The following is an 8,893-nucleotide window of genomic DNA, read 5'->3' as shown; positions in this document are numbered from 1 at the left end:
CGTCCATGCTCTGCGCGCGCGTGGTGCGCGGGGCGGCCTCGAGCGCGAAGGCGGTCAGGCCTGCTGTCGCCAGGCGCTGCAGCCCGGCGGCATCGAAGGGGTTGAGCATGCCGATGACGACGGTGCCCGGTTTCATCAGCGCGATCTCGCGGTCGTCGGGGCTGCGCACCTTGAGCACGATGTCGGCACCGAAGGCGCCCGCGGCATCGGTGATCTCGGCGCCGGCGGCCTGGTAGGCGGCGTCGGTGACGCTGGCGGCCACGCCGGCGCCCGTTTGCACCCGCACCACATGGCCTTGGGCCACCAGCTTCTTCGCGGTCTCCGGGGTGACGGCCACTCTTGTTTCGCCTGGCGCAGTTTCGACCGGCACGCCTATCAACATGTCATCGTTCCTTCTTCAGTGGTGCCATGGGCAAATGCCATGGCCAAGTTTGTGTGTCTCTCACGCGTCGGCCGGCCATCGCCTGCATGTCAACGCTTGTCCTTKAGCTTCTCCTGGACGCCCGACGCCTTCACGATCGGGCCCAGGCGGTCCATCTCGGACTTGATGTATGTGTCGAATTCCTGAAGCATGAGAAACCTCGGAGTGATGCCCTGCTCGGCGAACTTCTGCCTGAGAGTCGGATCGTCGAGGACAGCCTTCATCGTGCTCGCCAGCTGGCTCACGATCTGTGGCGGCACCTTCGCAGGCGCCACGAAGCCGAACCACGTGGCGAACTGATACCCCGGCAGACCGGCTTCGGTCGTCGTGGGCACGTCGCGAAGCAGGCTCAGCCGCTCGGGCCCGGTGACGGCCAGGGCCCGGAGCTTGCCTTCGCGAATCTGCCCAAGCACGAATGCGGGAGGCGTGAAGACCGACTGGATCCGATTGGTGACCAGGTCAGTCGTCACTTCCGACGAAGACCGATAGGGGACATGAGTCATCACCAGCCCGGCCTGGTTCGCGAAATAGGCGCCGGCCAGATGGGTCTGGCTACCGATTCCCGATGAGCCGTAGTTGATCTCGCCCGGGCGCTTCTTGGCAAGGGCGATGAACTCGGCGAGGTTGCGCACGCCGAGCGCGGTCGGCACTGCGATGACCGCGGGCGCGTCCCCAATGAGCGCAATGCCCGTGAAGTCGCGCAAGGTGTCGAAGGGCAGCGAGTCGTACGCCACCGGATTGATCGCGTGCTGCGAATTGATCAGCAGGATGGTGTAGCCGTCGGGAGCCGCTTTGGCCACCGCCTGCGCTGCGATGATCCCGCCCGCACCGGGCTTGTTGTCCACCACCACCGGTTGACCGAGTTTCTTGGCCATGCGGTCGGCGAATTCCCGGGCGACCAGGTCGGTGGTCGTCCCGGGTGTGAGGGGGACCACCAGCTTCAGTGGCCGGCTGGGATAAGGGGCCGCATCCTGGGCCTGGGCCTGGACTTGCGAGGCGCAAAGGGCCAGACCCAGCATGGTCAGGCGTAAGGCACGAGTAATGAACATGGGTTGTCTCCTGGATTCTTGAAATCGGATCGGGTGCGATCAGCCGCGACGGTTGCTATTGCCTATTGCTTGTTGGCCTATTGCAATTTCCGGCCAAGCGTCTCGGGCACCGCCGCCACTCCAATCAGCGAGACCAGGCCGCAGCCGACCAGATAGAACGCCGGTGCATTGGGGCTGTCGTCACATGGATCAGCGCCGTCGAAAACAACTGGGCGAAGCCAACGAATACGGCAACGGCCATTGGTTTGGTCCTTGGCCGAGACCGTTGCGTGGGGCGGTGCCACCACTGCGGAGGAATTGACGGGCATTAGTGTCTCCTTGTGCGGTCTGGTGTTCGCCGCACTGTGCGGTCTGTGTCTGTGGGGGATGGTTCAGTCACATGGCCGTTGTTCCGGCCAGTGAGAGCTTCGAATGGCGTGCGACATGACTCGGTTCAGGCCGCCACCTTCGACTTCCTGCTCTGCGGCTGCGATTCCTGATCGCGCCACTGGGCCATCAGCCGCCCCCACTTGGTGTTCGCGGCGACGGCGTTGCGCGCCTTGACGTGGCCGTAGCCGCGGATCTCTTCCGGAATCCTGGCAATTTCAAGTGCCAGGTCCAGGTTCTGCGCCGACAGCTTGGGCAGCAGTTCTTCGATGCAGCGCCGGTATTCAAGGATGAGCGTCCGCTCTTGCGTGCGTTCCTCGCTGTAACCGAAGGGGTCGAAGGCCGTGCCGCGCAGGCCCTTCAGCCGGGCCAACAAGCCAAATGCACTGCGCATCCACGGGCCGTACTCGCCCTTGACCGGTTCGCCGTCGCGGTTCTTCTTGGCGAACATCGGYGGGGCCAGGTGATGCACCAGGCGGACCTTGCCTTCGAACATGGATTCGATCTGCTTGCGGAACGCTGCGCCGGTATGCAGGCGCGCCACCTCGTACTCGTCCTTGTAGGCCATCAGCTTGAACAGCGAACGGGCGACCGCCTCGGTGAAGCGCGTGTTCCCGTTGACCGACTCGCTCTTGCGCACGCCGGCGATGAAGGTCTCATACCGTTCGGCGTACGCGCGGTTCTGGTATCCGGTGAGGAATTCCACGTGCTTGCCAATGAGGTCGCCCACCGACGGCTTGCGCGTGAACTGGATGACCTGGGCGTTGGCAGCTCGCAAGGGCACCCTGGACAGGTCATGCGCGCACAAGCGTCCCCACTCGAAGGCGGCCTTGTTGCTCTCGACCTGCACGCCGTTGAGCTCGATGGCGCGCATCAGCGCCGCGTGGGACAGCGGCACCCTGCCCTTCTGCCAGGCGTAGCCGAGCAGCAGCAGGTTCGCGTAGATCGACTGCCCCAGCAGTTGCGTGGCCACCTGTTCGGCATCAAGGCTGGCTAGCGCGCCCTCACCGACAGCTTGGGCGATCCTTGCGACAGCCTGGTCGGGCTGCGAATCCCAGTCCGGGTTGCTGACAAATGCCGCGGTTGGCGTGAGATGGGTATTCAGGACCACGTAGGTACGTTCGGGCGACATCGTGGCCAGCGTGGTCTTGCTGGCGGCAACCACCGTATCGCAGGCAATCACCAGGTCCGCCATGGCGAGGTCGACGCGGCTGGCATGCAGCGCATCCGGGCTGGCGGCAATCTGGATATGGCTCCAGGTCGCGCCGCCCATCTGCGCCATGCCGGTGGCGTCCTGGGTGATGACACCCTTCCCTTCCAGGTGCGCGGCCATGCCCAGCACGCCGCCGATGGTCACGATCCCCGTGCCGCCGATGCCCGCCACGACGATGCGTCGGGGCGTGGCGACGTCCGGCAGCGCCGGCATGGGGATGGCGTCGGGAAGGGAAGCCTTCCCCTTGCCGGCGGCAACCGGCTTCTTCAGCTGACCGCCTTCCACCGTCACGAAGCTCGGGCAAAACCCTTTGACGCAGGAGAAGTCCTTGTTGCAGGTGTCCTGGTTGACCTTGCGCTTGCGACCGAAATCAGTCTCTACCGGTTGCACGGCCAGGCAGTTGCTCTGCACGGAGCAGTCGCCGCAGCCTTCGCACACGAGCTCGTTGATCACCACGCGCTTGGCGGGGTCAACCATGGTGCCGCGCTTGCGCTCGCGGCGCTTCTTGGTGGCACATGCCTGGTCATAGATGATCACGGTAACGCCCTCGGCCTCGCGCAGTTCGCGCTGCACGGTGTCGAGCTCGTCGCGATGCCGAATGGTCACGCCGGGGGCCAGGTTGGTGACGCCCTCGTACTTGGCGGGCTCGTCGGTCACCACGATGATCTGACGAGCGCCTTCGGACGCCAGTTCGCGCGACATGGCCGGAACGTCGAGTTGGCCGCCATCCACCGGTTGGCCGCCGGTCATGGCGACGGCGCTGTTGAAGAGGATCTTGTAAGTCAGGTTGACGCCGGCGTTGATCGACTGGCGCACTGCGAGCAGGCCCGAGTGGTTGTACGTGCCGTCGCCCAGGTTGGCGAACATGTGCTTGCGCTTGCTGAATGGCGCCTGGCCCATCCAGGGCACGCCCTCGCCGCCCATTTGCGTCCACGAGGTGGTCGAGCGGTCCATCCACGTCACCATGCCGTGACACCCGATGCCGGCCATGGCGATGGAGCCTTCCGGCACGCGCGTGCTGGTGTTGTGCGGGCAACCGGGGCAGAACCACGGCAGGCGGTCGGTGCCACGGCTGTCGCCTTGTGCGGTGGACCGCTGCTTTGCCTCGATCTCCATCAGGCGCACGTCCATGCGCGCTGCCACATCGGCCGGCACGCCAAGGAGCTTCAGACGGTGGGCGATGGCCTTCGCCACCAGCGCGGGCGACAGGTCGGCCTTGGCGCGCAGCAGCCAGCTTTCGGCGGGCCTGCTGTGGCTCCATTCGCCACCGGCGCCTTCCGTGTGGTCGTATTTGCCGAAAACGACGGGGCGATTCTGCGGCGGGTAGTGGTACAGCTCGTCCTTGAGTTGCTGCTCGATGATCGGGCGCTTCTCCTCGACCACCAGGACTTCGCGCAACCCGTGGGCAAACTCGCGCACGCTGGTCGGCTCCAGTGGCCACACCACATTGACTTTGTGCACACGGATGCCGAGCACGCGGCAAACCGTGTCATCCAGCCCGAGGTCGAGCAGCGCCTGGCGGGTGTCGCTATAGGCCTTGCCGCTGGCGATGATGCCCAGGCGGTCGTTCTGGCTCGACACCACGTTGTGGTTCAGGCGGTTCGCCCGCACGTAGGCCAGCGCAGCCGGCCACTTGAACTCCATCATGCGCGCCTCGGCCCCCAGCGGGTCGTCGGGCCATCGGATATGAATACCGCCCTCGGGCATGGCGAAGTCTTCTGGCAGGACGATACGAACACGGTCTGCATCGGTCAGCACCGACGCGCCCGATTCGACCACCTCCTGCACCGTCTTCATGCCGGCCCACAGTCCGCTGAAGCGGCTCATGGCGAAGGCATGCACGCCCAGATCGAGAATGTCCTGCACGTTGGAGGGAAAGAACACCGGCAGTCCGCATGCCATGAACGTATGGTCGCTCTGGTGCGCCAGCGTGCTGCTTTTGGACACGTGATCGTCACCGGCGAGCGCGATCACGCCGCCCAGGGGCGCGGTGCCGGCCAGGTTGGCGTGCTTGAGCGCGTCGCCGCTGCGATCCACGCCAGGCCCCTTGCCATACCAGATGCCGAACACGCCGTCGTACATCTTGCTGGCCGCATCGAACTCCAGTTGTTGCGACCCCCATACGGCGGTGACGCCGAGTTCCTCGTTGACGCCGGGCTTGAAGACCACATGGTTGTCGGCAAGATGCTTCTTCGCCTGCCACAGCGCCTGGTCATAGGTGCCCAGCGGCGATCCGCGGTAGCCGGAAATGAACGCGGCAGTGTTGTGGCCGGCGCTCGAATCGCGCGCCCGTTGCAGCATGGGCAGCCGAACCAGGGCCTGCACACCGCTCATGAAGGCGCGGCCGGACTCCAGCGCGTACTTGTCATCGATTGACACAGCTTCCATGGCCTTGCGGGCTGCGTCGGTGAGGGGGGCGTTCATTGGATTGTCTCGCTAGTCTTGGCTTGTGTGAATGGGACGGTCAGGCGGGAAAAGCCAGTTGCCGACGTGTTCCGAGCGCGCTCAGCTCGCGCACCAGGCTCTCGGGCAGCTCGATGCCCTCTCGGTGCGCTCGCTGCTCCTGTTCGGCGCCGCGCTGCCCCGGCAGGCGCGCATATTCGCCACCGCAATCCCGGTAGTGGCCAATCCACTGGTGCATGTAGTCGGCCAGCAGGGGCTGCGGCGCGAAGGCCTGCGGCTTGACCATCCAGACGAACGCGCTTTGCCGGCCCACGGCGCCTGAAGCCGGCACGTGCTGCCACTCCGGCGCAAACGACTCGGCGGTGGCCGCCAGTGCGCCGGCCAGGCACTCGACCATCATCGCGATGCCGATACCCTTGTGTCCCCCCATGGGCAGCAGCGAGCCGTCCAATGCCGCCTTGGCGTCGGTGGTCGGGCGTCCTTCAGGATCGAGAGCCCAGCCGGCAGGAATGTCGCGCCCTTCGCGCGCGGCGAGGAGCACGTGCCCGCGCGCGGCCACGCTGCAGGCGATGTCGAAGACGATGGGCGGCTCGCCCTGCGCGGGACAGCCGAACGCGATCGGGTTGTGCCCGATTGCTGCACCGGTGAAGCCTTCCATGGCGAGCAGCGGCGGCGTGCGTTGCCCGACCAGGCACATCGCGCCGGCTTCGGCCGCCTGCAGCGCGTAGACACCGAGCGCGCCCATGTGGCCGCAGGCCTGAACGGCCACCATGACACTGGCGCTGTGTTCGAGCGCCTGCAAGCCGAGCCGCACGGCGTGAGCGCCGGCGATCTGGCCCATCGCGCCGTCCGCATCGAGCACGACCCCGCCGGGGAACTCGCGATGGCGCAGGTTCGCGTGCGGGTTGAAGTCCTTGGCCAGCAGGCGCTCGACATAGGACGGCAGGCGCGTCATGCCGTGGGTGGCATAGCCGCGCAGCTCGCTGCGCACCAGCAGTTGCGCCGCCTGCAGCGCATCCTGCGGCGGGACCTGGCACGACTCCAGAACCTGGGCCGACCAGTGCGTCAGGAACTCGATGGAAATAGTTGTCATGGAGCGCAATCAGCGTGAGGAATTTAGCGAAGGATCACCAGCCGCTCGGCGAAGGGGCCCCCGCAGACGACCTGGTAGTACAGCGGCTTGTCGCTGAGCGTGTAGCCGCGCAGCTCCATCAGGAAGCTCGGCTTCTCCGGGTCCAGATCGAGCGAGCGGACCGCGGCGGCAGTGGGCGGCGCGAAACGGATCCATTGGTCTACCCGCAGCGTTGGCAGCGCGAGTCGTTGCAGCAGGAGCTCGCGCAGATTGCTTTCCAGCTCCTTGCGCTCCACGCCGCCGAGCTTTTCGAAATCCTCCGCCCGCAACCAGAACTCGCTGCTGAGGTCGAACTTGCCGCCGACGTTGATGGTGCGATCCACGCGCACGAACGCCTCGCCCCCCAGGAAGTCCGACCAGGGCCCCTTGCGCTTCAGGCGCTTGATGCCAAGTGCGTGGACATAGGAAGTGAGCGGATGGCCTTGCTCGTCGAGGAAGCGCAGATGCCGCACGTCGGCCGGGGCCACCTTGTGCCCCGAGACGAAGGTCCCGCGCCCGTGCTCGCGCCGGATGAGGCCAGCGTGAGCCAGCCGCGCCAGCGCCTTCTGCATGGTGCCCACGCTCACGCGGTGCTGGGCGGCGAACTCTTCCTCGGACGGCAGGCGATCGCCCTCGCGCAGTTCGCCCGCTTCGATGGCGCCGATGATGGCGTCGGAGACGCGCTCGAGCTTGGTCATGGCGACGCTCACAGGCTGCGTTCGAACCGGCTGACGGCCGTTTCGCGAATGTTCAGGATTTCGCTCGTGATGCGGGTGCCGGATCCGACCTCGGCCACGTAGTCGTAGAGCTGGTCGCCCAGGTCCGCGATCTTGGCCGAGGACTCGAAGATCGCACTGACATCGAAATCGATGTTGTCGCGCATCGAATTCACGGTGTTGACGTTGCCGCAGATCTTGATCGTTGGCGCCACCATGTTGCCGATCGGGTTGCCGACGCCGGTGCCGAAACAAATCAGCTGGCAGCCGCTGACGGCGAAGCCCGTGAGGTTCTCGACCGCGCCCGAGGGCGCATCCATGAAGTGCAGCCCCTTGCGTGCCGGGGCCTGGCCGTAGCCGAGCACACCCACGAGCGGGCTCTTGCCGGCCTTGGCCATCGCGCCCAGCGCCTTCTCCTCGACGGTGGTGAGCCCGCCGCGCTTGTTGTCGGGCGCGGGCTGCGAGTCGCGCATGTTGACGCCGCGCTCGACCGCCATGGTTTCCATGCCCTGCACAGCATTCAGGAACGCTTGCTTGACGGTCGCGTCCACTGCGCGGGCTGCGAACAAATGCTCAGCGCCGATGAACTCGGAGGTTTCCGAGATGATGACCGTGCCGCCGGCATCGATCAGCCGGTCGGCCACGCGCCCGATCGTCGGGTTGCAGCTCAGGCCGGACGTGGTGTCGGAGCCGCCGCACTCGACGCCCATGACGAGGTCCGACATCGGACAGGGCTGGCGCCGCATTTGCGAGGCCTGCAGCACCATGCGTGCCGCTCGGCGCGTTCCCTGCGCGACGCACTCGATGGTGCCGTTCGGCTGCAGGTGCACGACCGCCACCGGCTTGCCGCTGGGTCGGATGCGACGCGCCACCTCTTCGGTGGACGACTCTTCGAGCCCCACCAGGAGGACACCCGCGATGTTGGGATTGCGACCCAGCCCCGCCAGCGAATCGAGAGCGAACTCGAGATCGGCACCGAACTGGCCGCGCACGAACAGCGTGGTGACGGGAAGGGTGCCGCCCACGGCTTGCGAGATCGCGCGCGTCGCCGGATTGCAGTTGTCCATCACCGAGATCACCGCGATCCAGTTGCGCACGCCTGCGGCGCCGTGCTCACGCCGAAAGCCGAGAAATGTTTTGGTCATGGTCAGGGTTCCTAGCGTGCGTCCAGATCGCCGCGAGCGCGAGCCGAATCGAAGTTGTGTACGTGGGCATGCTCTCCTGGGGCGATTGCCCGCGTGGCACGACCGATGACCTGTCCGTACTTGAGCACGTTGGCGCCCAGGGGGATCGGTGAGATGCAGATCTTGTGACCGAACGCGACATCCTGTCGCGATACGACCTGACCCGAAATTTCACCCTGTAAAGAGCACGACTCGCCTTCGCGAGCGGGATCGATCAAGGTGGCGACGTTATCAGCGGGGTGAAGGACTATGCTTCTTGGCATGTTTGACTCCTGTATAGGACATGGCAACTATAAGCACTGACCGCCCCTACTGCAAGAAGGAATGAACAGGAATGCGTAGGTGTTTGTCCTATATAGGACTTCTTGACATGGTCGACCAGGCCACCTACATTTGCTTCCATTGTTGGAAAGCAAAGTCATGCAGATCC

General features: G+C 65.5%; 6 protein-coding genes and 2 pseudogenes. All 8 read right to left on the bottom strand.

The annotated features are described in order from the left end of the window. Window positions 1-382: pseudogene (locus AC1DY5_RS31030) on the bottom strand (NAD(P)(+) transhydrogenase (Re/Si-specific) subunit alpha); the annotation flags it as partial. A gap of 89 nt (window positions 383-471) precedes the next feature. Beyond that, entirely contained in the window at window positions 472-1,470 is a 999-nt protein-coding gene (locus tag AC1DY5_RS31025) for a tripartite tricarboxylate transporter substrate binding protein (protein WP_478117711.1), read from the bottom strand. 77 nt (window positions 1,471-1,547) lie between these two features. Continuing rightward, window positions 1,548-1,711 (bottom strand): annotated as a pseudogene (locus AC1DY5_RS31020) (MFS transporter); the annotation flags it as partial. Between the two features lie 192 nt (window positions 1,712-1,903). Further along, window positions 1,904-5,473: an indolepyruvate ferredoxin oxidoreductase family protein gene (locus tag AC1DY5_RS31015; protein WP_478117709.1), complete on the bottom strand. Its 3,570-nt coding sequence runs from the start codon at window positions 5,471-5,473 to the stop codon at window positions 1,904-1,906. 40 nt (window positions 5,474-5,513) lie between these two features. Beyond that, window positions 5,514-6,545 (bottom strand): Ldh family oxidoreductase, encoded by a 1,032-nt coding sequence (locus tag AC1DY5_RS31010; protein ID WP_478117707.1) that lies wholly within the window; start codon window positions 6,543-6,545, stop codon window positions 5,514-5,516. A gap of 23 nt (window positions 6,546-6,568) precedes the next feature. Further along, window positions 6,569-7,261, bottom strand: a complete 693-nt coding sequence (locus AC1DY5_RS31005) for a GntR family transcriptional regulator (protein WP_478117705.1) — start codon at window positions 7,259-7,261, stop codon at window positions 6,569-6,571. 8 nt (window positions 7,262-7,269) lie between these two features. Continuing rightward, entirely contained in the window at window positions 7,270-8,424 is a 1,155-nt protein-coding gene (locus tag AC1DY5_RS31000; RefSeq protein WP_478117704.1) for a UxaA family hydrolase, read from the bottom strand. An 11-nt stretch (window positions 8,425-8,435) separates the two neighbouring features. Next, on the bottom strand, window positions 8,436-8,726 hold the full coding sequence (locus AC1DY5_RS30995) for a UxaA family hydrolase (protein WP_478117702.1): 291 nt from the start codon (window positions 8,724-8,726) through the stop codon (window positions 8,436-8,438). Window positions 8,727-8,893: the final 167 nt, after the last annotated feature.

It is taken from the genome of Variovorax sp. P4_D9 (assembly GCF_056401695.1).
This window is presented reverse-complemented; position numbering and strand designations above follow the sequence as displayed.